The organism is Paenibacillus sp. FSL R7-0128 (assembly GCF_038002245.1).
GTDB lineage: Bacteria > Bacillota > Bacilli > Paenibacillales > Paenibacillaceae > Paenibacillus_AQ > Paenibacillus_AQ silagei.
In genome coordinates this window covers 7,782,533-7,806,679 of the sequence record NZ_JBBOCD010000001.1, presented here as the reverse complement: position 1 = coordinate 7,806,679, position 24,147 = coordinate 7,782,533, and the positions used below count along the sequence as shown (strand labels likewise).

The following is a 24,147-nucleotide window of genomic DNA, read 5'->3' as shown; positions in this document are numbered from 1 at the left end:
AACGCCAATACATTTCTTATAAATGATAAATTTAATATTTATTCACTAATGTACACAACGTTCCACCCCCTGTCAATCTAAGCGGGCGCTCTGTTTCAGAGAGAAACCGGAGGACAAGTTGCCGTGTGAAACATATACATTCTTATATTTTAAAAGAAAAGCCCGGAGAACCAGTGGTTCTCCGGGCTAGATTACATAATTTGCTGCGATACAGCTTAGACCAGGCTTCCGCCGCCCTTATTCCCGTCATCCGGTCCGTTGCCCTCTTCTGGGTCCGGCTTGTTCGGAATATCCTTGGACAGGTCTAATGGGGATTCCTCGCCAGTTTTGCCTTGAATCCGGACACGCACATCACCGATGGAATCAATGATCGGCTCGCCCGCTTCATTGGTAATGGCCTCGCCTTCTTCTGGCTTGCCATCCTCGCTCAGGTAGCCTTGCTCAATCAATTCTGTGATCTGATCAAGCTCCAGCGTTTCCTTCTCAAGCAGGGTGTTGGCAATCAGGTGCATTTCTTTGGAATGCTTGGTCAGCAGCTCTCTGCAGCGCTCATAGCTGCTGCGGATAAGGTTCTGCATTTCCTGATCAATCTCATAAGCAATGGAGTCACTGTAATTCTGTTCATGTCCGATATCCCGGCCCAGGAAGACTTGGCCTTGGGTTGCACCGAACTGCAAGGGCCCAAGCTTATCGCTCATTCCGTATTCCATAATCATCGCACGCACAATGCGCGTAGCCTGCTGGAAGTCACTGTAAGCGCCTGTGCCGATTTCGCCAATGAACATTTCTTCAGCAACGCGTCCACCAAGCAATCCGGTAACCTTATCCAGAAGTTCTTGCTTGGTTACGATCATCCGGTCTTCCTTAGGAAGCATAATAACATATCCGCCGGCACGGCCGCGCGGGATAATGGTAACCTTGTGAACCACATCAGCATGCTCAAGGAAGTAGCCGGCAATGGTATGGCCTGCTTCGTGATATGCGACAATCCGTTTCTCACGGTCACTGATGACGCGGCTGCGCTTCTCGGTACCGACGATGACACGGTCAATCGCTTCATCCACTTCACGCATCGTAATGTCCTTGCGGTTACGGCGTGCAGCAAGCAATGCCGCTTCGTTCAGCAGGTTCTCCAGATCGGCACCGGTGAAGCCGGTAGTACGCTTGGCGATAACGTCAAGTCTTACATCCTTGGTCAGCGGTTTGTTGCGGGAGTGAACCTTCAGTACAGCTTCACGGCCCTTCACATCTGGGCGGTCAACCGTAATCTGACGGTCGAAACGGCCCGGACGGAGCAGCGCCGGGTCAAGAATATCTGCGCGGTTGGTAGCCGCGACAATGATAATGCCTTCGTTGCCGCCAAAGCCGTCCATTTCAACGAGCAATTGGTTAAGGGTCTGTTCCCGTTCGTCATGTCCGCCGCCAAGTCCTGCGCCGCGCTGACGTCCCACAGCATCGATCTCATCGATAAAGATAATACAAGGAGCGTTCTTCTTCGCGTTCTCGAACAAGTCACGTACGCGGGATGCGCCGACACCGACGAACATTTCCACGAAGTCGGAACCGGAGATGCTGAAGAACGGAACGCCTGCTTCCCCTGCAACTGCACGGGCCAGCAAGGTTTTACCTGTTCCCGGAGGACCTACAAGGAGTACCCCCTTCGGAATCCGGGCACCCACCGCTGCGAATTTGCGGGGGTCCTTGAGGAATTCAACAACCTCAACCAGCTCTTGCTTCTCTTCGTCAGCTCCTGCAACATCCTCGAAGCTGATCTTCTTCTTCTCTTCATTATATAACCGGGCCTTGCTCTTGCCGAAGTTCATCACCTTGCCGCCGCCGCCCTGTGCATTATTGAACAGGAAGAAGAACAGGATGAACATGATAACCAGTGGAATCATGGAAGAGAGGAATGTCAGCCAGATGCTGTCACCTTCCATTTTCTTTTGGCTAAGTTCTATGCCGTTCTTATCGCTGGCAGCCACAAGCTCGTTAAGGGCCTCGTCTGTAGGAGGAACATAAGTGGAGAAATTCTTCGATTTAGCCTCGGGTGGCAGCTCTTTATATTCGCCAGTAACCAGAAATGCATTCCCCTCAAACTGAACCGTCATGCTCTTCACATTATTGTTCGAGATCTCCTGCCGCAACTCATCATATCTAGGGAGATCGGCGGATTCATTTCCATTGCTTACAAACTGGACTATGCCCACCACGACTAAAAATAAAATCAAATAAAAACCAGAATTCCGGATGAACCGATTCATCCCCTACCTCCTCTCGCAACGCTCAAGTTATTGTACCATAGCCTGACCGGACTCCTCAAATTGTCAGGAAATCCAGAAAAGTGATCCGTAGATCTAAGGCTGTCGGGTAGTTCATTTGGTATAAATCTCAGGCTTCAGTACACCTACATAAGGGAGGTTCCGGTACAACTCGGCATAGTCCAGTCCATAGCCTACAAGGAATGCATCAGGAATCACAAAGCCGGTATACTGGGCTTCAAGATTCACAGCACGGCCCGAGGGCTTGTCGAACAGAGTGACTACATTGACAGAAGCGGCATTGCGCCCCTGCAGCATGTCAATCAGATAGCTGAGTGTAAGGCCACTGTCGATAATATCCTCGACAATCAGAACATCACGGCCTTCAACCGATGTGTCCAAATCCTTGATGATTTTGACTACGCCGGATGATTTGGTTGTACCGCCATAGCTGGATACCGCCATGAAGTCCATTTCAACGGGTACTGTAATCACTTTAACCAGATCCGCCATAAAAATAAACGCACCTTTGAGTACACAAATCACTAAAGGTGTGCGGTCTGCATATTCCTTGCTCAGCTGGGCGCCAAGCTCCCTGATTCTTTGTTGAATTTCTTCTTCGCTGATCAAGATTTCCTGAATATCATTCTGCAACTTGCGAACCTCCTAAGATATACTTATGAAAGACTTACTTCGGCCATTACGATTCTTCGCCCTGTTCCATGTCTTCCAGGGTCAGGAGCAGAACTGAGGCCGTGTGCCGCCCAACTGCGGCATGCACCGAGCGCCTTACGCCCGGAATCCAGACGATATTGCCGAGTGCATCACATACGAGGGGAATTGCAGGCCGTTCGGAAGAAGGTATTTTATCATCAATGTAAATATCTTTTACCTTTTTGCTTCCGTTTAATCCCATAACCCTTATGGTATCTCCAGGCAACCGGGAACGAATGGTGAGCGGCAGGACAAGATCGTCCCCGTCAAACCAAGCCGAGTTCTTCCCGTAATCCTCCTCCTGTGCAGAAAAAACTTCCCCCGCAAGCCCCCTCATCGTCATAACCTTTCCTATCTCCATCAGCTTAATCCGGGGATGAGTCAAAGACAGCCGGTATGTATAGCTTACCTGCCGGGTCAAGGGCTTGGACGAGAACACAATGGTATCATATTGCCGCACGCAGACATAACCGCCACCCATATCCAGCGTCCAGACGGTAGGGTATTCCTGCAGCGTTCCCCGGCGTACTGCTTCAATCTTGGAAAAATCCATGAATGATGAATCCGCCGACAGATAATTTAATATTAGTTTAATCAAACGCCGTTGTAAAGCGGAGGGTATGGCCGCAAAGGCAGCTCTTTTCAAGGTGTATTTTCCATGCTCGGTGAAAACCAGCTCATCAAAGCATTTTGCCGCATTCGCCTCCATATATTCATCTTCCGCCGAGGCAATTTCAGCCAGCTGCAGAAGCGATTGTCTCACTCTCGGATTATGCTGCTCCAGCATAGGGAGCAGCTCCAGCCTGACTGCATTCCGCTTGTACTGCGTCAGGAGGTTGGTCGCATCCTCCGCATAAGCCAGGCCCTCCTCCCGGCAAAAGCCGACAAGAGCCGTTTTGTTAATACGCAGGAAGGGGCGGATGAGTTCCACCTTTTTTTCGGTCCGTTTCCAGCGCATGCCGGCAAGGCCCGAAGGCCCGCTCCCCCGCAGCAGCCGCATAAGCACCGTCTCGGCCTGATCGTCTGCATGATGGGCCAGCGCCACCGAACGCGCCTGATAACGGTGTGCGGTAGCAATCAGGAACTGGTAACGCTTCTCCCGTGCAGCCCCTTCCGGGCCAAGCCCGCTCTCCTTAATGATGGACGGAATATTGAATTCGCCCAGCTCGAAGGGAATACCCAGCTCTGCCGCGAGGGCCCGGACCAGCTCTGCTTCCTCAACCGACTCGGCTCTGAACCCGTGATTGACATGGGCGCAGATCAGCGTCAGCGGCATCCGGGTCAGGGATATCTCATGCAGAATACGCAAAAGAGCCACAGAGTCCGGCCCTCCGGAAACTGCGACTACAATGGTGTCATGAGGCGCCCACAGCTCATATTCAGCCGCAGCCTCCATTACGGATTCCACCAGTTCCTTCCTGTGCTCCATAGGGGCTTCCTTTCCTGCCATCCCTTACACGGCCTGCTCCGGCGGTCAGCATCTTGTGGATTATGTACGATTTCAGATCTCAGAAACGGAACACCCAGTATAGCGTGAATGCCAGCAGAAATAAAGACAGCGCGAACGCATTTTTGAGCCAGCGCGGGGTCGCCATCGTCTCGTGTCCGGTCTTCCGTCCTCTGTAGATGTGGCTTCTCCAGATCTCTGCTGCCTGAGCGGAACCGGGAAAACCGCCTTTGAGCGCGAGGCATAGCCAGGAGGACAGCTTCTTATCCGGCAGCTCCCGGGCCAGCTTCATCAGCTCCTCTACGCTCCTTGTCTGCGGCAGCTGCTGGGCGGCAGACTTCAGCCCTTGTTCATTAAGCAGACGCAGGCACAGGACGGCAAAAGCAAACAGGTCATAGCTCTGGTCGCCTGTCCGGCTGCCGGCATTCCAGAATCCGCGGTCATGCCATTCGGTGAACTGCTTCACGCTCCGTCCGATTGGGCTTGCCCCTCCGTAATCAATCAGCTCGGCTTCCCCGTAGCTGGATACCATGACATTCTCCGGCTTCAGGTCCCCGAACACGAAGCCGCACTCATGCAGCGTCTGCAGCTTCTCCAGAATCGTCATTCCGACAAGCCCCAGCCAGGAGGCACCGTTCCTGGACAGGAAATGGTGCAGCGGCCTGCCTTCCACATAACGCATTACATAAAAGGGAGTATGGTCCCGGTCCTTGAAATCATCCGATTCCAGCAGGTAGGAGGATAGCGGCGATTCCTTGCGGGCCCGGTGCTCGCTGCGCTTACGGCAGGACTGCAGGGAGGTCAGCACGTTAATCTCAGACTGCAGCTCCAGTGTATCGTATCCGATCTTGAGCGCATACCGCTCCCGTCTGCCTTCCCGCTGCACCAGATATACGGTTCCGTTTGCCCCCTTCCCCAGCACACGCTCCACGACATAACGGTTCCCCCGCCATTTGCCGGTAATCACTGTGCCTGCCGGATAGGATGGATTAGACGACATACCCATCAATCATCCCTTCTCTTGCCCCGTCATCTTCCCCTGGAAGATAATTACGATGTTCTTCCAGTTTATCATAACGGTAATGTTCCAGCACCTTGAAAATAGCCGGTCCGGTCGGCGTAGCCCCCCGCATCTTCAGTCTGGAAAAAAGGGAGCGGACCTCGGACACATTCCGGGTCCAGTCGATATCCAGCATGGCATCCTCACTGCCGGAGCGTCCGGGAAAATGGAACACGGCAATCTCGCTGCGCCCTTCCCGGGCCTCCAGACTGAGCGCCAGATCACGGATAGCATCCTCCACCGCGCCAAGCTTCGGCTTCATGCTCGCGCTTGCGTCAATTAAAAGCGCAATGCGCAGTGGCGAGGTCTCCGTCAGCTCATCGACCACGGTAACCACCTGCGAACGCTGCTGCGGAGGCAGCTCCGCCAGCGAGCCGTCGCCGAGAATTTTTTGCACCTCTTTATTAACTGCCTGCTGAATGGTCTGAACCACCGTCTTGCGTGTCATCATCTGAATGGTCTGGGCCAGCTGCGGGGTTCCCACGATCCGGCTGATCCCGCCTCCTGCTTTGGCAATATCGGCAATCTCCCGGCTGCCCAGCTCACCGATGGTTCCATAATCCACGACCCCTACAACATTGACCGTGATGCCCTCCTGACGGGCGTGTGCTGCCGCCAGCACCGGACTCTCCCCCACATTCGAACAACCGTCCGTGATCAGCAGAATTTGCTTCATGACCGTTCCTCCCTTCCTTGTCTAGTTACTAGCATTGCCAAGGTTGAGAGATTTCAAACGCCGCCTAACGCTGAAAGATTAGATCTGAATGAGCTCGTAAAAAAGAGTCTCTGCGAGAATTTTGGGCCTTCGATCGCTGTTGTCTTCCGATTTCTTGATTTATTGTACCGCAGCTCGCGGTTGAAATCGGAAGACAAAGGCGAACGCTTCGCTTCTACGGCTCCAAAATTCTCTCCATTCCGTTTATTTTACGATAAACCTTCAACCTCAACTTTCGTCCGCTAACCAGCAGCGGTTGAAAAGGAGAGGAGCAGGGGCTGGCGAGTGACTGGAATGCACTCGCCGAATAATTTAAAGACAAAACCCGGCCTTTCAGCGCTCACTTTGCTTTCGGCTCGCTCAAATCCAATAATCCTGCCTTAAATGCAACATTCCTTCCATCAATCCACTCAAATAACGAAATTGTTGACCAAAAGGCAGGAATCCTCCTCCCTAAAGCAGATTAGTGTAAAAAATCTTGCAATTCATGCAGCAATCCACTCCAACACCCAAGTATCTTCAGCGTCAGGTTGCATTTCGTACAACATTTTCAGCTTAATCAAACTTAAACTCAAGTGATACCCACCAATCGTATCGCAACTGCGTTAGCTAACCGTACGCGGGCGCTCCATCCGGCCTACGCCGGGCATATGCAGGCTGGACCATTCCGGGTGGTAATGATCCACACGGCTGACTACGATGGTCATATCATCATGGACCTCATTGCCCTGATAGCGGATTACCTTATCCAGCAGCTCGTCCGCCATATCCTGCGGGTCATCGCCCTCCAGCTCCTGAATCAGGCGTTTCATCCATATCTCCTTATTAACGGCATATCCGGGCGCATCGTAAATACCATCGGTCATCATAATGAGAATATCACCGGGGCGAAGCTGCATGGTGACCAGATCCACTTCGATATCTTTGATGATGCCGATCGGCAGATTGCTGGCCGTCACAGGGATCACCTCGCTGCCCCGCCGGATGAAGCTCGGAGCGGAAGCAATCTTCATGAAGATGGTCTGCGCCGAATACTGGTCGATCAGCGCCATATCTACTGTCGCATAGAATTCATCCGGGGAGCGCAGCAGCAGAATGGAGTTAACGGATTTCACCGCCAGCTTCTCATCCATTCCCGATTGCAGCAGCTTCTCCAGCATAGATAACGCAGCGCTGCTCTCCATCCGGGCCCGCTCCCCGTTGCCCATTCCGTCACTGATGGAGACGGCAAAGGTACCGTTACCCAGCTCCACCGTACTAAAGCTGTCCCCCGACAACATATCGCCTCCCATGGCGGCGGCAGCTACGCCGGAGCTAATCTCGTAAGCCTTGGCCGAGCCAAAGGTCACCATCGACAGGCCCTCGCGGGGATGGACGGCGGTCTCACTGATCACTGCGATATTCTCCTCCAGAATATCCGAGAGCAGCGGGGCGATCATTTTGCGGCATTCATCGAAGCCCCGGGTGTAGGCATGCACGACTTCAATCTCTACCCGGCCGGGATCGAGACTCAGAATCTCAATGCTGTGAATGGAGAGGCCCAGCTTCTCCAGCGCCTCCCGGATCTGGCTCTCCTGCCGGTACATCGCCTGCCCTTCCCGCTTAATCTCCTTCGCCAGGTCCTCCATGACCTGCGAGACGCCTGATAATTGCTCGGCCACAAATTGGCGACTGTCGTATATTTGCCGCTTCCAGCGCATATCATGCTGGTATAGCTCATATTGGCCCTTCATCACCTCAAGAACCTCCCCCGTCCTGCCGCAGATCCGGCTCCACTCCGGCGGCAGCTGGGCAGCGGTAATGTCCGGGCACTCCTCGACCGTGGTCATCATGTCCGTCATATACCTGTAGGTCTGATAGAACTTGGCATCCCAGCAGTGGGTCCGCCGGATGCATCCGGCGCAGGCTCCCTCTGTTACCGTATTCATAAAGTCCTCCATCTCACGGTCGCTTTTGCCCGCCTCTGCGGCCCGGGGAATCTGCCCGAAGCTGCTGGAGAGCTGCTGGAATACCTGCGAGAACTGGGTCACCCGGTCTGCTGTAATATCCCGGACCCTCCGGGCATATTCATGCTGGGAACGGCTGTGATCGGCTGTGCCTGGTACATATTTGGCAATGGCAGTAATCATCCCCTTAGGTGTTAGAAGAAACAATACTACAGCTGCACAGGTCTCCCAGGTAGAATTCATGACATCGCCCGGTCCCATGAAGTATACGGATAGAATCGTTGATCCCAGCAGCATCCCGATGGAGACCGCCCCTTTGCGTCCGGACTGCATCATGCCTGCCAGCATCCCGGAAAAGGCCAGCAGGCTCATTTGATAGATGGCTCCGATATCGGCCAGGCTGAGAATTAGTCCGGTCACTACACCAACCGCAGCACCAAGCGGCGCTCCTCCGGCCAGGGCAAAGATCAGAATCAGAAACCGCGATAAAACATGCTCCAGCGATAGACCGTTGATGGTCCAGCCGACAAGGCCGGTCATGACGGAAGCCAGCAAGATGATCAGACAGAGTACCTCCTCATTGCGGAGTGCCCTGCTTTTCTGCTTATAGGTGAATAAAGGAAGCGCCTGCAGGAATACAAGCGTCAGCACGAATCCGAGTATGGCATCAATGGCCGCCATCATCAGCGGATACCACGTGAGCGAAGGACCGATAACGACCTGGAACAGTCCCACCATAAACGAAGCTACGAACACCATCAGAGGGGCATAAGACAGATCCACCCGCTGGAAGTTCTCCAGCCCTTTGTAGATCAGATAAAAAATAATCAGCTCTGCCGCTACCACGATGGCACCCGGAAATGGGGTGAAGAGACTGCCGAGCACGATGGCTGCGGCCACAGGCAGCATGGAATCCCTGCGCATAAATACAATGACGGCGAAATAAGCAGCAGCAAACGGGGTAAGCTCATCCAGGATCATAGCCCGTCCCAGCAAAAAGCCCATTAGGCTAAGCAGCAGCACCCACTTCTTGACCGCGATGAACTGGATAACCGGCAGCTTGGGGCCCCACACCTTCAAGCGTGTACCTAAGGCTTCTTTCTGATTTTTGTCTTTGCTTCCTGCTCTTGTCCACTCCGGCAAATTCACCACATTGCTTTTACTCATTCCCTGCACCACCCGTTTATGAATTTTATGGTTCTCATTATATAGCGGGGGTCTTAAGAAAGTTTGTCAGAAACGGAGAGCAATCTGTAAAAAATTTCCGACAAAAAAGCCTGTCCCGACATTCTGTGGAAAAGCCCCCCAATCCCATACGGGGTAAAAGATCGGCTGCGGACTGCCGCAGTCAGACTGCCGGTTGCAGGTAGTGGCCGCGCGGACATTCGTCAGCGATTGCCCTAGAGTTATGTGAGAATGGCATAGATGCTGTCGGCAATTTGTTCAAAGCCCGACAAAAATAGCCGGGAGCTTGGGCGCGCGGTATAGAGCTGGGGCGGGCTGGGCTGCTCATACTCTGCGTTGCAAGCAAGTTGTAGTCGGTTTTCCGATTACATTTGCTCCGTACACCTCTCCATTGCCGATTGTAATCGGTTTTCCGATTACATTTGGTTCACGCGCCTCCATGCTGCCGATTGTAGTCGGTTTTCCGATTACATTTGGTCCGTACGCCTCCACGTTGCCGATTGTAGTCGGTTTTCCGATTACATTTGGTTCACGCGCCTCCAAGCTGCCGATGGTGTTCGGTTTTTGGCCTACATTCGGCCTGCGGGCACAAACACAAAAAAACCGCGAGGGGCGCAACACCCCTGCGGTTATTTATGATGTGCAAGACTCAGATTATACGCGCTTGGCTCCACGGCCGCCGCGCTTTCCTTCTGTGTTCTTCTTGATCGAAGATATCCGTTCTTCGCTGTCTTTCAGGAAGCGTGACATTTTATCCTCGAATGAAGGTTTACCGGCTGCAGGCTTGAATGGACGCCCACCCCGTTCACGATTGAATCCACCGCCGCCTCCGCCACTGCCGCCACCACCGCCGAAACGGTCTCCACCGCTTGGACGTTCAGGTCTTGGAGCTCTGGGGGGACGTACTTCCGATGCCGGCTTATCAACGGCTTGCTTAATGGAAAGTCCGATCTTGCCGTCCTTGTCAACATTGATCACCTTAACGGTTACTACATCCGCAATCTTCAAATGATCGTTAACATCCTTGACGTAGTTATCGGCGATCTCCGAGATGTGAACGAGACCTGTGACACCTCCTGACAGATCCACAAATGCTCCGAAATGCGTGATGCCTGTCACCTTGCCCTCTAACTTGGTGCCCACTTCAATTGCCATAGAATAAAATGATCCTCCCTTAAAAATATACAGACGAATATAATGTCCATCCTGTCTGCGGTGATTTGATTATACAGTAAAGAGCAAAGCAAGGCAACACAGCGTAAGCCTCTTTTCGCCTGCTTTTATTGCCCGGATTGCTCGGTACGGATAGGGGATTCCCCTGCAGGATACATATTGTACCATTTACGCGCTAATTGTCCGATATACTCATCGTCATTCAGCCGCGAGACCTCATATTTCAATTGATTCATCGTGGCTGTTACACTCTCACTGTTCTCTTTCTTACGGGCGAGCTGTTCGCTTTTGTCGGCGATTACTGCGCTCTGGGCAAAGAAAGTGAATCCGGCCCAGCCGAAGAAAACAGCCATCACAAGAATCCATATAAACTTTCTTCTCTTCGCGCCTGCGGCCGAAGCACTCTGATTCGTATTCTTCTCTTCCGCAGAGAATCTGTTCATTCAGCTTACCTCCAGTTCCAGGGTTCAAGGTCAGCGCTTCCGCCACCCTGATATCCACTCGGTGATCCTCACGATCCGGGCGCTATGAACGAACCGGGATGCATACGGAGAGGCCCACCTTACAGGAAGTACCCAGATTGGCTTGGTTAGACGCAGCAGCAGCTTAAAAATATAAAGAAGGACCCGGCCGAGCAGCAGTACTATTCCCTTAACCAGGCGCCACAGCCAGAGAATCGGACCTCCGATGACTATGGTAATGAACCGCCATAGCATCCTGCATACATACTGAACTGACTGAATTAACCTTACCACAAAACGCTGCACTGTAATACTGAAGATCAAAAAATAGATCCATACACCTAGAAAGAGGCCAAGAACGACATAAAACCTCAATTGTCCCTGGTTTCCGGCATAAAGCATGCGAAAGACCAGCAGGGCAGCCCCTATCCAATACAGCAAATCCAGCAGCGCATTCAGCCAATTGGGAAATCTCAGCTTCTGCGACAGCACCCGGTAGCTGTCATAGGCCAGTCCCATGGCAATGCCGGACAGAATCATATAGAGCAGGGTGATCCATTGAACGGAGGGATTCATTTAAACAGCTTGCGGAGAATCCCTTTATTTTTGCCTTGCGCCCCGGGGTCCAGATAAATCAGGGAATGAACATTGCCTTCAAGGGACAGCATTCCATTCTCCAGACTTAAATTCTTGATATGTAAATGAGTCCCCCGAATGGTCAATTGGCCGAGCTCTGTACTTAGCAGAAACTCCTCGTTGTCAAAGCTCTCCACATTCTGCACACCTGTCAGCTCAATCTGCTTACGGCTGCGCATGTGCAGATCATGCTGTTTGTTGACTTTAGTTGGCTCCATCATAGCATGTACCCCTCCTTCTTGGTTCTAATCTATGAAGGAAGGACAGGGTATAGAACAGGTGAAAACAACAAAATAACCCCACAAAGTGGGGCTTTAGCTTAGATGATGACTCAGGTACTTTGCGGGGACCCCAAAACATATAAATTCTTATCTTTTAAAAAAGAGGCATCCCGCTCCGCCGTCTTCCGGCTTCAGGAATACCTCTTAACCTTATGCTGCAATCATTTGCTACCAGTCGAGTCCCGTGCTTTTGGCAACCGGCTCTTCACGGAGCAGGGTATACATTCCGGCGGCCTCGTCCTTGCGGGTGGTTTCCACCAGCTTTTCCACTTTGACCGTCACAAGCTTTTGGCCGAACTGCACGGTAATCTCGTCACCGATCTTCACCGTGCTGCTCGGTTTGGACTCCCGTCCATTGATCAACACCCGGCCCTGTTCGGACACATCCTTGGCCACGGTGCGGCGCTTGATCAGACGGGAGACCTTCAGGAACTTGTCCAGACGCATTAGTTAACGGCTTCTTTGAGCTTGTTGCCTGCCTTGAAGGCCGGCACTGTGGATTCAGGAATTTCGATAGGTGTGCCCGATTGCGGGTTACGGCCGGTGCGGCCGGAACGTTTGCGCGTTTCAAAAGTACCGAAGCCGATCAGCTGTACTTTATCTCCGCTTGCGAGAGCTTCTGTAATTTCGCCCAGCATTCCGTTAAGTACGGTTTCTACGTCTTTTTTGGATAGTCCGCTTTTCTCGGAAATGTTGTTTACCAGATCTGTCTTGTTCATAATTTGAAGTTCCTCCTAGGATACAAAAAATAAATGAAAATCAGGTTTACCGGAAAATCACGGCAAATCGTCATTTCGTCTTTATGATATTCTGGATTCCGCCCTCAATTCCTGCCACGATCCGCCGTTTTTTTTGAAAAAGTAACATCTTGCGTAGGATATGGGGGTTATAGCACTATAACATTATAAACCTCTCAATGCATTTTAAATCAGAGATTCGCGCCAATAGTCACAGCATTGCCGTGAAACGCGCGGGATATACGCCGAAGACTATAATTCTAAAATCTATTGCTTCCGCTCTTCTGCCTTGGCTTCCTGCCAGAGGGCCTCCATCTCTTCCAGCGGGCTGTCCTCCAGCCGGACCCCCCGATCCCGCAGACGCTGCTCAATATACTCGAAGCGGGCTACGAACTTGCGGTTGGTGCGGGTCAGCGCTTCTTCCGGATCGGCTCCGATGAAGCGGGCCACATTGGTGGCTGCGAACAGCAGGTCGCCCAGCTCCAGCATCTGCTCCCCGGCGGACTGTCCCGTCTCAATCGCTTCCTGAAGCTCGTCAACCTCCTCGCGGATCTTGGCCAGCACATCACTGGTGTTATCCCAGTCGAAGCCGACGCGGGACGCCTTCTTCTGCAGCTTATACGCCTTCATCAGAGCCGGCAGATCCCTCGGAACCCCGCTGAGTGCGGACAGGGCTTCGGGCTTCACGCCTTTGCGCCGCTTCTCCTCGGCCTTCATCCCTTCCCAGTTCTGCAGCGCCTCCTCGGCATTGCCCGCCGCCTGATCGCCGAAGACATGCGGGTGGCGGAACAGCAGCTTCTCATTCAGCCCCTCAATGACATCGTAGACACTGAAGGTTCCCAGCTCCTCTTCCATCTGGGAGTGCAGCATAATCTGGAGCAGCAGGTCGCCCAGCTCTTCCCTCATATGGTCCGGATCATCCTCGTCAATCGTCTCCAGCACCTCATAGGTCTCTTCGATCAGATTTTTGCGCAAGGATTCATGCGTCTGCTCACGGTCCCAAGGACAGCCCTCGGGGCTCCGCAGAATATCGACAATCTCATGCAGCCGGGCAAAGGTGCGGTTACGCGCTTCATCCGCACGGTTCGCCGGAACATACACCAGCGACAGGTTACCATAGCCGTCCTGCCGGTCCAGCTCGTACAGCGGCACCCGGAGAATCTGCTCCTCGCCCTCCACGCCAAGCGCATGTGCGGCAATGACCTCATACTCGGGCGGGTACAGCTCCATCAGGCAAAGCTTGGTCTCAGACGCGGTGAAGCTGTCATAGACCTGCCCGATCAGGGTGTGCAGCTCCGGGTGAAGCTGGGAGCTGCGGATACCGGAGGCATCCAGCAGCTGGAAGCCTTCAATCGGATCAAAGCCCAGTCGGACAAACGCTTCATCCAGGAAGCTCTCGCCGCCGAGGATATTCAGCTCAATGCCCGCCTCCGGGCAGCGCCCGCGCAGCAGGGAGACGGCGGATTCGGCCACCATGGGATGCCCCGGCACGGCATAGACGATCTCCGTGCCCTGCGGAGCGGCCGCAGCCTTCTCGATCAGCGTTGCCGTAATGGCTTCATAGACCTCAGGGAAGGACGACAGCGACTCATACAGCCCGTCGAAGGACTCCCAGGCTATCTCCATCTCCGCCAGTGCAGCCATGACAGGATGCTCTGCGGTCCGCACGTATACGGCCGAGGCCGCCTTCAGCTTCTTGATAATGCCCAGCGTCAGCCGGTCCGGGTTCCCGGAGCCCAGGCCGACGATCGTTAATGTTGCGCTCATGCCAGTCTACTCCTTCCAGGCAGCCGCCTGCTGCTATTCGCGAAAGGCGGCTGCGCTATGTATCTATTGAGCTGCGCCTTATGGGAACAGGCGCAGCTTCTTCAGCTTGTCCGCTAAGCGCGGGCCGAAGCCCGGAAGCTGGCGCAGCTCGCTCTCGCTGAGCAGCCGCAGCGCCACTGCGCCGAGTGCGAAGACGGCGCAGCCTGCGAGCACGCCGAGCAGGCTCTGCGCCAGGGCCGCGGTCCGCCCGCCGCCGAAGCCGGCGGCGTCTGCCGCCCTGGCTGCGCCGTGGCTCACGGCCGCGGCGGCCAGCCCCAGGCCCGCGAGCAGCGCCGCGGGCTTCAGCAGAACATCTGCGGCGCGCAGCCGCAGATGTCCCTGCCGGTAGAGCAGCAGCACGTTCAGCGCTGCTGCGAAGAGATGTGCGGCCACGCCAGCGATGGCCGCACCGGTAATGCCCTGCTGCGGGACGAGCAGCAGGTTGAGGGCCGCCTTAAGCGCAGCGGCGGCCAGCAGGGTCAGCGCCGGCGCGCGCACGGCGCCCAGGCCTTGCAGCAGCGCGGCGGAGATGATGCTGACCGTGCCGCCCGCGGCGGTGAAGGCCAGCCAGGTCATCGCGCCGCTGCCGGCGGCGTCCCCGTACAGAGCCGTGTTCACCGGCTCTGCAAGCACGGCCAGGCCTACGGAGGCGGCCAGCCCGAGGAGCCAGAACCAGCGCAGCGACAGCGTGATGCGCGTGCGGATCAAGGCCTCATCCCGCTGGTACTTCGCTTCGGCCAGTGCCGGGATGAAGACGACCGAGAGCGAGGTCGCCAGCATCGTTACGATCTGCACGAGCGGCAGCCCGCGGTTATAGATGCCGAACTGGGCCATCGCCGCCGTCTCGCTGCTCCCGGTCCCCGCCAGCAAACGGGGAACTGTGAAGACATCGACCAGTCCGATTAACGGAACAGCCAGCGCACCAAGCATCACCGGGAGGCCATAGGCTAACAGCTCGCGGGCAGGAATGCCCTGCTTATCCCTTCGTACGGCCGATGCCGTTCTGTTCTGAAGCGGAGCTTGAGGCAGCCTATCCTGCAAGCCCCGGCGGTGGCTGCGCCAATACAGCAGCATCACGCCGAGACCGGCGATCCCGCCCCCGGCTGGACCCAGCATCGCACCGGCAGCAATTCCTGCCGCATCTGCGCCAGCGCCCGTCAGATACAGCAGAAGCGCGATCATGACCGCCACGCGTACCGACTGCTCGACCACCTGCGACACGGCGGTCGGCATCATATTATGCAGTCCCTGGAAGTAGCCGCGCAGCGCCGCCATCAGCGGCACCACCGCCAGCCCCCAGGCACTGCTGCGCAGCGCCGGGACTATATGGGAGCTGCCGACCCATACCGCAATGAGCGGAGCCCCGGCGTAGACCAGAATGCCGAGCAGAAGGCCGCTGGCCGCTGTAATTCCGGCGGATAGCAACAGGACCCGCCGCCCCCTCTGCGCTTCCTGTGCCGCCGAAGCCTCGGCCACGAACCGCGAGATGGCGGCAGGCAGCCCGAGCATCGCCACCGTAACCAGAATGGTATACAGCGGATAGACCGTATTGTAGATACCGAACGCGGCGTCACCGCCCAGATTCTGCAGCGGTATCTTCTGAAGCGTACCGATCAGTTTCGAGAAAATAGCTGCCGCGCTAAGAATAAAAGCGCCCTGCAGCAGCTTCGAGCCTTGCGAATTGGATGTCATCGTTTACCTGCTTCTACAGCCATAACTGCCATAATATAGAGCTTACTTTAACCTAAGCAAATGAATTTCTATATTATAACTTATCTAAGAGTAGAAGTGTAAATGACCATGCGTCTATTCCTTAGCTTGCCGATTCACAGCAAAAACCCGCCATTCCCTACGGTCATAATAACCTAAGGAAAAGCGGGACTCTCCAGCACCAGCTGATTACTGCTCCATTTGCTTGCCCAGGAAGGCTGCGGCTGTCTCCGCCATTTTCACTTCCATCTGGGCCATCTTGACCGAATCATCCTTATTCAGCAGCACTACGCAGCCGATGGGATCTCCTCCGGAGATAATAGGCGCTGCCACATACGTGGATAACAGCTCCGTGTGGTCCTTGCTGATGTCATAGCTGCCTGCATTATTCTCAAGCATCGTTTTACGGCTTTCCATTACCTTTTCCAGCAGCACACCCACTTGCTTCTCCAGATAATCCTTCTTGGAGCCGCCGGCGAGCGCGATGAACGTGTCCCGGTCCGTAATCATGGTAATATGCCCTGTTCCTTCATACAGCGACTCTGCATATTCCTTGGCGAAATCGCCCAATTCACCAATCGGTGAATATTTTTTCAATATAACCTCACCATCGCGGTCAACAAAAATTTCCAGAGGATCGCCCTCACGAATCCGTAAGGTGCGTCTGATCTCTTTGGGGATAACAACTCGTCCGAGGTCATCAATACGTCTTACAATACCAGTAGCTTTCATTTCAAATGTTGCCCCGCTTTCCTTAAGAAGTATGGTCCAACTACTGTCCATTATGGGAATGGTTAATCCCGGTGATTTATCGTAATATCTGACCATAGTATTCATCTCTTCCCAGTTCCTTATACATCCCTCAGCCCGCATATAATTGTTCATGGAGAATGAGAACGCCCCGGCCCGGCATCATTCCAGTTATGATCACAAATAGTCATTTCTATACCGCCGCAGTATTTTCCCCATTTTGTTCTATTGTGGCAAAAAAAACCGCCCGGATGCATGGCGCATCAGGCGGCTTGTCCAGCCTAAATTTATTTAGCGGCTTCTGTAGCAGCCGGTGTATCTGTAGCGGCTGGCGTGTCACTGCCCGCAGCCGGAGCCGGTGTAGCTGTGGCTCCCGCGCTGCCTGCAGCAGCTGAGCTCTTCGGCAGATTGATTTTAATCTCCAGACTGTCCAGTTCCTTCTCCAGGAAGGTCTCCAGGCTGGCAGAAGCGGCAGAGTTCTTCACAGCCTTCAGCTGGTCGGCAGTCAGCGTATCGAAGGTAGTGTCCTTGCGGGCTTCCACCTTGATAATGTGATATCCGTAGGTAGTCTTGACCGGCTCACTGATCGTATTCAGCGGAAGAGAGTGGGCCGCAGCCTTGAACTCTGCTACATAATCTACCAGTGCCTTGTCCTTGTATTCACCGCCGGTTTCCTTCGTGCCGGTATCATCCGAGTATTCCTTGGCCACGGCTGCAAAGTCCGCCCCGCCATCCAGCTTCGCCTTCACTTCCTGGGCGCGCTTCAGCGCATCGGCATCCGTCCGCTCTTTGCCGGCGCTATCGGTCAGGCCAACCAGGACATGGCGCAGAGTAGCCACACTATAATCAGCCTTGGTGGCTTCATAATGGGTCTTGACCTGCTCGTCCGTTAATTTCAGCAGCATGTCCTGATATACGGTAAGTACGCGCTGCATATAGGAACGCAGGTCCGACTCGCTCAGATCCTGTTCCTTCAGCGTGCTCTTGTACTTATCGCCCAGCGCAGTCTTGATAGAGCCGATCTGAGTATCGACTTCTTTCTCCGCAGCCTTCTTCGCTTCATCCGTGGCCTTGTCCGCCAAGTATTCGAACGCGACCTCCTGCTTCAGGATGGACTCCTTGAACATATCAATCTCCAGATACTGCGCCTGCTCGGGGGACAGGAATTTCATTACGCGGGTATCCAGATTGAATTCCTTCTGGGTAATGGTGCCGCCCTTATACGTCGCCACCGCAGTATCATCACTTTTATTGCTGCAGGCAGCAAGCATGGAGAAGGACAGGGCTGCGGTCAGCGAGACCACCAGTACCTTCCAGGATTTTTTATTTAACGACATTGTGTAATTCTCCCTTCGATTTTAAAGACTGTTTGGCTGCCGCGAGGAATTGCTCCAGCACATCCAGCAGCTCCTTGTCACCTAAATCCTTCGCTTTGATCCGGATCGTTGCCTTGGCATCCTTATCAAATTGTACACGCCTTTCGAAGCTATTACCAACTTTGGCGAGCTTTGCCGTATCAAACGCCCCCAGGCTGCCCTCGTGGAAATTAAGCAGGGCATCATCCCCGCGCCGGACCATGGATTCCATGCCGTACAGCTTGCCATACACCTTCAACCGGGCCACAGAGAGCAGATTAATAACGGCTTCCGGCAATTCGCCGAACCGGTCCAGCAGCTCATCCTCAAGCTCGGAGGCATCTTCGAAGGAAGCCACAGCAGCAACCTTTTTATAGATTTCTATTTTTTGGATACTGTCGTAAATATACTCGGAAGGAAGATACGCGTCAATCGACAAATCAATGACCGTATTCCCCTGCTTCAGCGAAGTATCCTCCTCGCCAAGCACACTCACCTTGCGTTTGCGGATTTCCTCCGCCAGCATTTGCGAATACAGGTCGAAGCCGACCGAGGCAATGAAGCCGTGCTGCTCCGCCCCCAGCAGATTGCCTGCTCCCCGGATGGAGAGATCGCGCATAGCAATTTTGAAGCCTGACCCGAGCTCGGTGAATTCCTTGATGGACTGCAGGCGCTTCTCAGCCACCTCTGTCAGCACTTTATCGCGCTGGTAGGTGAAGTAGGCATAAGCAATCCGGTTGGAACGGCCGACGCGTCCGCGCAGCTGATAGAGCTGGGACAGGCCCATTTTGTCAGCATCATGAACAATCAGTGTATTTACATTAGGAATATCGACACCGGTCTCTATAATACTGGTGCTGACCAGCACATCATACTCTCCGTCCAGGAAGTCGAGAATCGTCTTCTCAAGCTCCGATTCCGACATCTGGCCATGCCCGATACCCACTCTTGCCTCCGGCACCAGCATGGAGATCTGCGCCGCCATTTCCTGAATCCCCTGTACACGGTTGTACAGATAGTAGACCTGCCCGCCACGGGCCAGCTCGCGCTCCACTGCTTCCCGGGTCAGCGTCTGGCTATGCTCCACCACATACGTCTGTACGGGAAAGCGGTTCTCCGGTGGTGTCTCAATAACTGACAAGTCGCGCACCCCGAGCATCGACATATGCAGCGTGCGGGGAATCGGTGTGGCTGTCAGAGTCAATACATCGACATTGGTCTTCAGCCGCTTCAGCTTCTCCTTGTGGGTCACGCCGAAACGCTGCTCTTCATCGACAATCAGAAGGCCGAGGTCCTTGAAGACCAGATCCTGTGACAGCAGCCGGTGTGTGCCGATAATAACATCCACTGTCCCCTGGCGTACTCCCTTGATCGTCTCATTCTGCTCCTTGCGGCTGCGGAACCGGCTCAATACCTGAATATTCAGCGGATAATTGGCGAAGCGCTCACGGAAGGTCTCGTAGTGCTGCTGCGCCAGAATCGTCGTCGGCACGAGCACAGCCACCTGCTTGCCCTCTATAGCAGATTTAAAAGCAGCCCGGATCGCCACCTCTGTCTTGCCATAGCCTACATCGCCGCAGAGCAGCCGGTCCATCGGACGGTTCTGCTCCATATCCTTCTTGATCTCTTCGATCGCCCGCAGCTGGTCACGGGTCTCCTCATAAGGGAACATCTCTTCGAATTCGCGTTGCTCCTGCGTATCCTTCTCGAAGCCATAGCCAAGTGCGCTCTGGCGCTCTGCGTACAGCTTGATCAGATCATCGGCGATATCCTGAACCGAGCTCCGCACCTTGCTGGTAACCCGGGTCCATTCATTGCCGCCCAGCTTATAGACCTTCGGCTCCTTATCTTCCGAGCCGACATATTTCTGAATCAGGTCAATCTGTTCAATCGGAACAGAGAGCTTGTCGCCTCCTGCATAGAGGATGTGCATATAGTCGCGGTGAATACCGCTGACCTCAAGCGTCCCGATGCCCATATATTTACCGATCCCGTGATTCTGGTGAACCACATAATCCCCGATCTTCAGCTCGGTATAGCTCTTAATCCGTTCGGCATTATCAATACCCTTCGAGACCTTCCGCGCCTTGCGCTGCTTCTGCGAGAACATCTCACCCTCAGTGATCACTGCGAGATGAATCGAAGGAAGCTCGAAGCCGGAGCCCAGGTTGCCCTGCAGGATCGTCGGCTCCTCAATGCCATAGTCATCCAGTACCCGGCGGATACGCTCCATCCGCTCCTCGCCGTTCGCCAGCATGATCACCTTCACGCCGGACTTGTGCCAACGCTCCATCTCGGATTTCAGCACATTCATCTGGCCATGGAAGTCCTGCATTCCGCGGCTGATGAAGCCTAAGATATTCTGTGGCTGAATATGTGGAACCTGACGCAGAAATATCGACATAAACAGGCTCTGGAACGGACGCTGGTACATAATAACCTCGCTGTCGACAGAGAGCTGCAGCTCAGGCAGCGTCTTGCCGTTCTGCAGCAAGTGCAGATTCCATTCCGACTCATCCCGCTCCAGCTGCTTGGCGGTCTCCAGAAGTCTGGCCGGCTCATCCAGGACAAGCAAGGTATCCTGGGCCATATAATCATACAGATGAATACGTTCAGGGTAGAGCAGACTGATATATTTATAGACTTCCGGGAAATAGGTACCCTGCCGCAGCATCTCCAGCTCCCGGCCCATCTCCTCACGCAGACGCAGCTTGGCCTGACGGTCACTCATCTTCTCAAGCTGCCGCTCCAGCATTGCAGACGCAGCGGTAGAAGCCGCATCCTGGCGGAGCTGATCGAATATAATCTCCTTGGCCGGTGTAATCTTCACACTGCGGACCTTATCGATGGAGCGCTGATCCATAGGGTCGAAGGTACGGATGGAGTCTACTTCATCATCAAACAGCTCCACCCGGTAAGCCAGTGGAGAGGTCATGGGATAGAAGTCGATAATACCGCCGCGTACACTAAGCTCACCGCGGTTCTCTACCCGCTCCACCCGCTCATAGCCCATCTCAATCATGGACATGAGGAAGTCATCCAGTGGCAAGGTTCCGTCCTGCGAAACCGTAAGCTGGGCTTCAGCCATGACATGCGGAGCGGGGAGCAGCCTCCGAACGCCGGAGTAGGGAACAACTACAATTCCCCGGAAGCCCTGGGCGCAGCGCGTCAGTACATCAATCCGCTGAGCCAGCGTCTCCGGGCTTGAGACAGCGGCCTCAGCCGCCACCAGCTCATTGGCCGGATAGAGCAGCACCCGCTCCGGGGAAAGCGCTTCCTGCAAATCATCAGCCATCTTCTGGGCTGAGAACATATTATGGGTCACAACCAAGAGCGGACGCTGCGTCTCCTCATGCAGGGCAGCCAGCATGATTTGTCTGGCCGAGCCGGACAGACCGGAGATAAGCTGTTCCTTCATCCCTGCTGCGATGCCACGGGTGACAGACTGGAAATCAGTATCCTTGGAAAAAGCTTCTATAAGACCTTGTAACAACAGGTGCACCTCTCTTACTAAACAGGCTGACAGCGGCAATGCCGCTGTCACCTATTATAATTGGAATCGAAAACAAGCCTCAGCGGATAAGGCCAAGGCTTGCGGATGACGATAGAGACAGGCGCTTCCACCTTACTGAAGCGGACTGGCCAGCAGGCTGAGCTCGGGGTTGTTATCCAGCGCCTGCTTGCAGTAATCGCAGGTCACCTTCACCGTAATCTCGCCTTCTGAATCATACGCTATTATATCTCTGCGCTCCGCAGGGGTCAAGGATTGCAGCCCCAGCTGCATCTCTGTAATATCGCTTCTGCCAATGCTTCCCAAGAACGTCCGGCAGTGCCTGCATACATAGTGTATTGCCATCTATATGCCTCCTGAAGGTAGTATATACCTTCAGTATGCCCCGCCCGGGAGGGCTTTAGCCGCAGGGCCCTGAACCCTATGCCTTGTATTTCATCCGTTAAATTTGGCCATGGTCTGTTCAAAGGTATGCTGCAGGCTGAATTCCACAGCATCGCAAGTATCACTTATCATGCTCTCAAGCCTTGCTCCATCCTTCTTGGCGAAGGTAGATAGTACGTAGTCAACTATAGCAAAACCCGGCTCCGGACGGGATATGCCCATCCGCACCCGGTTAAAGCTCTGGGTGCCCGTGTGCTGAATGATGGACTTGATGCCATTGTGCCCGCCGGCACTGCCCTGATAACGCAGCCTGATCTTACCCAGCTCCGTATCCAGGTCATCATAGACCACAATCATATCTTCCAGCTGGACCTTATAATAATCCATATAAGCCCGTACCGCTTCCCCGGACAGATTCATGAAGGTCATCGGCTTGATCAGCACCGTCTTCACACCGCCGATCATCCCTTCACCGATTACCGATTTGCATTTATTCTGGTTAAAGGCAATTCCGTGTCTGGACGCAAGCTCATCGAGGGCCATGAAGCCGACATTATGCTTGGTCTTCGCGTATTGCGTTCCGGGATTCCCGAGTCCAACAATCCATTTCATATTTAAGGTTTTTCCTTTCCGCCCGGTACTCTCAGCAGAAGAGTTCCGTTTTTGGTACAATAAGTTTATACTCCGGAGACAGGTGATGAACATGCCACATCAGGGCGATATCTTAACACTGCAGCGCCATTTCCAGTACCATATTCAATATGCTGTGCCTGTTGAAGTCTATAGGGGGAACGCGCACGTAGACATCGGTGTGATTACAGCGGTTGACGAAGGCTTCGTAGAGCTGCAGGGTACGCTGTACAACCGCAGCCTCTTCACCTTCATCTCCCGTCCGGGATATTGAAGCTTATACGAGCCTAAGTCCCTGCCGCTGCATCACGCCGATAAGGGTTACACCTTCCGCTTGACGAAAGGTGTAACCCTTTTTCTGCTGATCTGCCTGCGGCCTATTCGATTTCGAACAGCTTACTGATCGACAGCTCTTCATGCACGCGAATGATAGCTTCACCCATAAGCGGGGCTACGGACAGTACCTTGAGCTTGGAGGTCGGGTTGCTGCTGCGAATTGGAATGGTATCCGTCACGATAATTTCTTTGATCGGAGAGTTTTCCAGACGTTCATGCGCCGGACCGGATAATACAGGATGCGTACAGCAGGCGTAGACTTCTTTCACGCCGCCTTCCATCAGGGCATTGGCTCCAAGAACGATCGTTCCTGCCGTATCGATGATATCATCGATCAGGATCGCCGTTTTGCCTTCAATATTACCGATAATGTTCATAACCTCACTGACGTTCGGTTCAGGACGGCGCTTGTCGATAATCGCCAGCGGAGCGTTAAGGAAGTCAGCCAGCTTTCTGGCACGCACCACGCCCCCATGGTCAGGAGAGACGACCACCGGGTTCTGAATTTGCTTCGAACGGAAATATTGAGCCAGAATCGGAACACCCAGCAGATGATCCACAGGAATGTCGAAGAAGCCTTGAATCTGCATCGCATGAAGGTCCATAGTAATGACGCGATGTGCACCCGCCTTCTCAATCAGGTTCGCTACCAGCTTGGCCGTAATCGGATCACGGGAACGGGCCTTACGGTCTTGACGGGCATACCCGTAGTAAGGAATCACGACATTGATGCTCTTCGCGGAGGCACGCTTAAGCGCATCTACCATCACCAGAAGCTCCATCAGATTGTCGTTCACCGGTCCGCAGGTGGACTGTACGATATAGACATGACAGCCCCGGACACTCTCCGACAGCTTAACCTGAATCTCTCCGTCACTGAAGCTGGTCGTATGGGACTCGCCCATCGGAATGCCGATATAATCAGCAATCTGGCTGGCCAGCTTAGGATTGGAGTTGCAGGTGAAAATCTTGAGTTTGGAATCACAATAAGTCATAAAATATAAACCCTCCGTGACGGAATTTAACTGGCCAAAGCACCGGCGCGGATGTGC

The 24,147-nt window shown here is 54.0% G+C and carries 21 protein-coding genes; 1 reads left to right on the top strand and 20 read right to left on the bottom strand.

The features are described from left to right. Positions 1 to 215: 215 nt before the first annotated feature. The 19 genes from ftsH to pth all read right to left on the bottom strand — a co-directional run bounded on the left by ftsH (position 216) and on the right by pth (position 22,741). Positions 216 to 2,261 (bottom strand): ATP-dependent zinc metalloprotease FtsH, encoded by a 2,046-nt coding sequence (ftsH, locus tag NST26_RS33605; RefSeq protein ID WP_036723935.1) that lies wholly within the window; start codon positions 2,259 to 2,261, stop codon positions 216 to 218. A 111-nt stretch (positions 2,262 to 2,372) separates the two neighbouring features. After that, entirely contained in the window at positions 2,373 to 2,912 is a 540-nt protein-coding gene (gene hpt / locus NST26_RS33600) for a hypoxanthine phosphoribosyltransferase (RefSeq protein ID WP_036696450.1), read from the bottom strand. Between the two features lie 46 nt (positions 2,913 to 2,958). Next, on the bottom strand, positions 2,959 to 4,401 hold the full coding sequence (gene tilS, locus NST26_RS33595; protein WP_340980758.1) for a tRNA lysidine(34) synthetase TilS: 1,443 nt from the start codon (positions 4,399 to 4,401) through the stop codon (positions 2,959 to 2,961). 79 nt (positions 4,402 to 4,480) lie between these two features. Further along, on the bottom strand, positions 4,481 to 5,419 hold the full coding sequence (locus tag NST26_RS33590; RefSeq protein ID WP_425355138.1) for a serine/threonine protein kinase: 939 nt from the start codon (positions 5,417 to 5,419) through the stop codon (positions 4,481 to 4,483). After that, a complete protein-coding gene (locus NST26_RS33585; RefSeq protein ID WP_036723943.1) occupies positions 5,409 to 6,155 on the bottom strand; it encodes a hypothetical protein in 747 nt (248 codons plus the stop codon). The genes NST26_RS33590 and NST26_RS33585 overlap by 11 nt, the downstream gene beginning before the upstream one ends. A gap of 644 nt (positions 6,156 to 6,799) precedes the next feature. Then, entirely contained in the window at positions 6,800 to 9,307 is a 2,508-nt protein-coding gene (gene spoIIE, locus NST26_RS33580; RefSeq protein ID WP_340956904.1) for a stage II sporulation protein E, read from the bottom strand. 672 nt (positions 9,308 to 9,979) lie between these two features. Beyond that, on the bottom strand, positions 9,980 to 10,480 hold the full coding sequence (locus NST26_RS33575; protein WP_036696437.1) for a S1 domain-containing RNA-binding protein: 501 nt from the start codon (positions 10,478 to 10,480) through the stop codon (positions 9,980 to 9,982). Between the two features lie 125 nt (positions 10,481 to 10,605). Beyond that, positions 10,606 to 10,941 (bottom strand): FtsB family cell division protein, encoded by a 336-nt coding sequence (locus NST26_RS33570; protein WP_036723947.1) that lies wholly within the window; start codon positions 10,939 to 10,941, stop codon positions 10,606 to 10,608. A 30-nt stretch (positions 10,942 to 10,971) separates the two neighbouring features. Continuing rightward, entirely contained in the window at positions 10,972 to 11,535 is a 564-nt protein-coding gene (yabQ, locus tag NST26_RS33565; protein ID WP_076082795.1) for a spore cortex biosynthesis protein YabQ, read from the bottom strand. Then, on the bottom strand, positions 11,532 to 11,816 hold the full coding sequence (yabP, locus tag NST26_RS33560; protein WP_076082791.1) for a sporulation protein YabP: 285 nt from the start codon (positions 11,814 to 11,816) through the stop codon (positions 11,532 to 11,534). The genes yabQ and yabP overlap by 4 nt, the downstream gene beginning before the upstream one ends. A 228-nt stretch (positions 11,817 to 12,044) precedes the next feature. Further along, complete coding sequence (locus NST26_RS33555; protein WP_036723951.1) at positions 12,045 to 12,323, bottom strand: RNA-binding S4 domain-containing protein; 279 nt, start codon at positions 12,321 to 12,323, stop codon at positions 12,045 to 12,047. Then, entirely contained in the window at positions 12,323 to 12,595 is a 273-nt protein-coding gene (locus NST26_RS33550) for an HU family DNA-binding protein (RefSeq protein ID WP_076082787.1), read from the bottom strand. The genes NST26_RS33555 and NST26_RS33550 overlap by 1 nt, the downstream gene beginning before the upstream one ends. A 285-nt stretch (positions 12,596 to 12,880) precedes the next feature. Next, entirely contained in the window at positions 12,881 to 14,380 is a 1,500-nt protein-coding gene (mazG, locus tag NST26_RS33545; RefSeq protein WP_076082784.1) for a nucleoside triphosphate pyrophosphohydrolase, read from the bottom strand. A 78-nt stretch (positions 14,381 to 14,458) separates the two neighbouring features. After that, entirely contained in the window at positions 14,459 to 16,111 is a 1,653-nt protein-coding gene (locus NST26_RS33540) for a putative polysaccharide biosynthesis protein (protein WP_340980755.1), read from the bottom strand. A 207-nt stretch (positions 16,112 to 16,318) separates the two neighbouring features. Further along, a complete protein-coding gene (gene spoVT / locus NST26_RS33535; protein ID WP_036696414.1) occupies positions 16,319 to 16,861 on the bottom strand; it encodes a stage V sporulation protein T in 543 nt (180 codons plus the stop codon). 305 nt (positions 16,862 to 17,166) lie between these two features. Continuing rightward, positions 17,167 to 18,216 (bottom strand): peptidylprolyl isomerase, encoded by a 1,050-nt coding sequence (locus NST26_RS33530; RefSeq protein WP_340945759.1) that lies wholly within the window; start codon positions 18,214 to 18,216, stop codon positions 17,167 to 17,169. Beyond that, positions 18,203 to 21,727, bottom strand: coding sequence for a transcription-repair coupling factor (mfd, locus tag NST26_RS33525; protein WP_340956914.1), 3,525 nt, complete (start codon positions 21,725 to 21,727; stop codon positions 18,203 to 18,205). Before mfd ends, NST26_RS33530 begins: the two co-directional genes overlap by 14 nt. Before the next feature lie 132 nt (positions 21,728 to 21,859). Then, positions 21,860 to 22,090 carry an anti-sigma-F factor Fin family protein gene (locus tag NST26_RS33520; protein ID WP_036696405.1) on the bottom strand — a complete coding sequence of 77 codons (231 nt, stop codon included), beginning with the start codon at positions 22,088 to 22,090 and terminating at the stop codon, positions 21,860 to 21,862. A 90-nt stretch (positions 22,091 to 22,180) separates the two neighbouring features. After that, a complete protein-coding gene (pth, locus tag NST26_RS33515; protein ID WP_076082772.1) occupies positions 22,181 to 22,741 on the bottom strand; it encodes an aminoacyl-tRNA hydrolase in 561 nt (186 codons plus the stop codon). Between the two features lie 85 nt (positions 22,742 to 22,826). Between pth and NST26_RS33510 the strand changes: the two genes are divergently transcribed. Continuing rightward, entirely contained in the window at positions 22,827 to 23,033 is a 207-nt protein-coding gene (locus tag NST26_RS33510; RefSeq protein WP_379254216.1) for a hypothetical protein, read from the top strand. 103 nt (positions 23,034 to 23,136) lie between these two features. On the opposite strand, the gene NST26_RS33505 is transcribed toward NST26_RS33510, so the two are convergent. Continuing rightward, positions 23,137 to 24,090, bottom strand: coding sequence for a ribose-phosphate diphosphokinase (locus NST26_RS33505; RefSeq protein ID WP_019914487.1), 954 nt, complete (start codon positions 24,088 to 24,090; stop codon positions 23,137 to 23,139). Positions 24,091 to 24,147 lie beyond the last annotated feature (57 nt).

Excerpts from the sequence above, each read along its gene's own strand:
- NST26_RS33540 (WP_340980755.1), bottom strand. The coding sequence starts at position 16,111 with ATGACATCCAATTCGCAAGGCTCGAAGCTGCTGCAGGGCGCTTTTATT.
- NST26_RS33510 (WP_379254216.1), top strand. The coding sequence starts at position 22,827 with ATGAACATGCCACATCAGGGCGATATCTTAACACTGCAGCGCCATTTC.
- NST26_RS33585 (WP_036723943.1), bottom strand. The coding sequence starts at position 6,155 with ATGAAGCAAATTCTGCTGATCACGGACGGTTGTTCGAATGTGGGGGAG.
- NST26_RS33505 (WP_019914487.1), bottom strand. The coding sequence starts at position 24,090 with ATGACTTATTGTGATTCCAAACTCAAGATTTTCACCTGCAACTCCAAT.
- spoIIE (WP_340956904.1), bottom strand. The coding sequence starts at position 9,307 with ATGAGTAAAAGCAATGTGGTGAATTTGCCGGAGTGGACAAGAGCAGGA.
- NST26_RS33520 (WP_036696405.1), bottom strand. The coding sequence starts at position 22,090 with ATGGCAATACACTATGTATGCAGGCACTGCCGGACGTTCTTGGGAAGC.
- mazG (WP_076082784.1), bottom strand. The coding sequence starts at position 14,380 with ATGAGCGCAACATTAACGATCGTCGGCCTGGGCTCCGGGAACCCGGAC.
- NST26_RS33570 (WP_036723947.1), bottom strand. The coding sequence starts at position 10,941 with ATGAACAGATTCTCTGCGGAAGAGAAGAATACGAATCAGAGTGCTTCG.
- tilS (WP_340980758.1), bottom strand. The coding sequence starts at position 4,401 with ATGGAGCACAGGAAGGAACTGGTGGAATCCGTAATGGAGGCTGCGGCT.
- yabQ (WP_076082795.1), bottom strand. The coding sequence starts at position 11,535 with ATGAATCCCTCCGTTCAATGGATCACCCTGCTCTATATGATTCTGTCC.
- pth (WP_076082772.1), bottom strand. The coding sequence starts at position 22,741 with ATGAAATGGATTGTTGGACTCGGGAATCCCGGAACGCAATACGCGAAG.
- NST26_RS33590 (WP_425355138.1), bottom strand. The coding sequence starts at position 5,419 with ATGTCGTCTAATCCATCCTATCCGGCAGGCACAGTGATTACCGGCAAA.
- NST26_RS33575 (WP_036696437.1), bottom strand. The coding sequence starts at position 10,480 with ATGGCAATTGAAGTGGGCACCAAGTTAGAGGGCAAGGTGACAGGCATC.
- NST26_RS33555 (WP_036723951.1), bottom strand. The coding sequence starts at position 12,323 with ATGCGTCTGGACAAGTTCCTGAAGGTCTCCCGTCTGATCAAGCGCCGC.
- NST26_RS33530 (WP_340945759.1), bottom strand. The coding sequence starts at position 18,216 with ATGTCGTTAAATAAAAAATCCTGGAAGGTACTGGTGGTCTCGCTGACC.
- yabP (WP_076082791.1), bottom strand. The coding sequence starts at position 11,816 with ATGATGGAGCCAACTAAAGTCAACAAACAGCATGATCTGCACATGCGC.
- NST26_RS33550 (WP_076082787.1), bottom strand. The coding sequence starts at position 12,595 with ATGAACAAGACAGATCTGGTAAACAACATTTCCGAGAAAAGCGGACTA.
- ftsH (WP_036723935.1), bottom strand. The coding sequence starts at position 2,261 with ATGAATCGGTTCATCCGGAATTCTGGTTTTTATTTGATTTTATTTTTA.
- spoVT (WP_036696414.1), bottom strand. The coding sequence starts at position 16,861 with ATGAAAGCTACTGGTATTGTAAGACGTATTGATGACCTCGGACGAGTT.